General features: G+C 71.6%; 1 protein-coding gene. It reads right to left on the bottom strand.

Going from position 1 to position 2,214, the window contains the following annotated elements; translation table 11 throughout:
- The coding region (locus IJH84_RS16350) for a glycoside hydrolase family 3 protein (protein ID WP_295145915.1) at positions 1-1,614 on the bottom strand (1,614 nt) is incomplete at its 3' end.
- Between the last annotated feature and the right edge of the window lie 600 nt (positions 1,615-2,214).

Here is a 2,214-nt window from a genome sequence, read left to right as displayed (position 1 = left end):
GTACGGGTCCCGCACGGCCGCGGCCACCACCGGCACGTTCGCCCGCTGCAACGCGCGCACGAGCTCCTGCTGGGCGGCGTTGTCCGCGTCCCACGCCGCGTTGGTCAGCACGACCGTCACGTCGTTGCCCTTCGCGGCCTGCACCGCCTGCGAGATCTGCTGCCGGGTCGGTGCCTTCCCCGTCGGTAGCGAGGTCGCCTGCGGCCCGCGCGCCCGCACGCGATCCGCCAGTGCCCCGGTCGCGTCCTCTCCGGCGCCGGTGACCAGCATCTTCCCGGGCTTCTGCCGCATCGGGAGCTGACCGGCGTCGTTGCGCAGCAGCGTCGTGGTCCGGTCGGTGATCCGCTGCGCCTGCTGCGCGTGCTCCCGGCTGCCGACGGTCCGGTCCACGCGGCCGGTGTCCACGAACGGCGCGTCCAGCACGCCGCGCTTGCGCTTCATCTCGAGGATCCGTTCGACGCTCGCGTCGATGCGGTCCTCGGTCAGCGCGCCGGTGTGGACCGCGTCCAGCACCCCGTCGATCGCGACCTGGAGGTTCTGCGGCATCAGCAGTTGATCCGCGCCCGCCCGCAACGCCAGCACCGGGATCTCGGCGTCCGGGTGCTTCGCCCGCACCCCGTCCATCTGCAGGGAGTCCGTGGTGATCACGCCCTTGTAGCCCAGCTCGTCGCGCAGCATCCCGGTCAGCACCGTCGGTGACAGCGTCGAGGGCTCACCGGAGGAATCCAGGTTCGGCACCACGATGTGCGCGCTCATCACCGCGTCCGTGCCCGCCTCGATCGCCTCCCGGAACGGCGGCGCGTCCAGCCGTTCCCACTGCTCGCGGGTGTGCTCGATGACCGGCAGGTCGGTGTGGCTGTCCTGGTTGGTGTCCCCGTGCCCGGGGAAGTGCTTGGCGGCCGCCGACACGCCGGCCGCGCCCGGGTCCTGGTAACCGTGCACGGCCGCTCCGGTCAGCCGCGCCGCCAGCTGCGGGTCGGACGAGAACGAACGCACCCCGATCACCGGGTTGGCCGGGTTCACGTTGACGTCGCCGCTGGGCGCGAAGTCCTGGTTGAGGCCCATCGCGCGCATCTCTTCGCCGGTGATCCGCGCGGACAGGCCGGTGTCGGCCGCGCTGCGGCCGGCGCCGAGCGCCATGTTCCCCGGCAGCTGCGTGACCGGTTCCGGCAGCCTGCTCACCTGGCCCTGCTCCTGGTCGGTGGAGATCAGCAGCGGTATTCCGGCACCGGAGGAGGTAGCCGCCCGCTGCACGCCGTTGGACAGCTCGGCGATCTGCCGCGGTTCGTACAGGCTGTCGGTCCAGCTGAAGTGGATCAGCCCGCCCGGGTGGTAGCGCTGCACCACCTGCGCCGGGGTGTCCACGCCGAACTCCTCGCGGTTCTGCGGGTGCGGGGTGTCCGCGTCGCGGCCATAGGCGTAGGTGACGAACAGCTGGCCGACCTTCTCCTCGAGGCTCATCGCCCGCACCTTCTCGGTGACGGCGGGGTCGACCTCGCTGTGCCGCACTTCCGGTGGCTGCTGCGCGCCCGCGGACGAACCGCCGCCGATCGTCACCACCGCCGCTGCGCTGATCAGCACCGCCACGAGGCGGCGCGAACGGTTCGAGCCCACGGAACCTCCTGGGGCTGCTCGCCCACGGTCCCGGACGTCTTCGTGGGGTCGTCCAGTGGGCTCGGGTGGAAAGTCCTCCACGACAACGCGGATGGGATTCGGAAGTTACCCACCGTGCTGAGCCCGGTCAACGACATTCACCGGCAGGCCGCGCACGTTTCGCGCGGATTTCGCTGCGCACGAACGACGGCGCCCGCCGGCAGGCAGGCGCCGTCTTGCGTGAACGGACGGGTTACCAAGCGTGCAACAAGTGTCGTAACTCTTGGGCTAGGCGTCCGGCGTCCCGGTACGCAACCCGGTCGACGTTTCAGCCTCTCGTGGCGGCTGCGCGTGGGTGCTCCGTCCGCACGCACGGAGCCCGGTTCAGGGGGAGCGCCGCTTCTCCTCCGCGTCGCCCCTGGCCGAGCCAGGGTCCGCAATTCCTTTGTAGTCGGCCGCCCCTGGCCGCTGCAAGGTCTCTGAATCGGTCGCGGACGGCCTCGATCACCTGGGATTTCGCTGCGTTCAGCGGTGCCTGCGCCAGTAGCGCAGACCCCACCAGGCCGCTCCGGCCGCGGCGACCGCGCCCATGCCGACGCCGGCCGCCGTCACTGCCGCGCG

The organism is Saccharopolyspora sp., assembly GCF_017434145.1.
GTDB lineage: Bacteria > Actinomycetota > Actinomycetes > Mycobacteriales > Pseudonocardiaceae > Saccharopolyspora_C > Saccharopolyspora_C galaxeae.
This window is presented reverse-complemented; position numbering and strand designations above follow the sequence as displayed.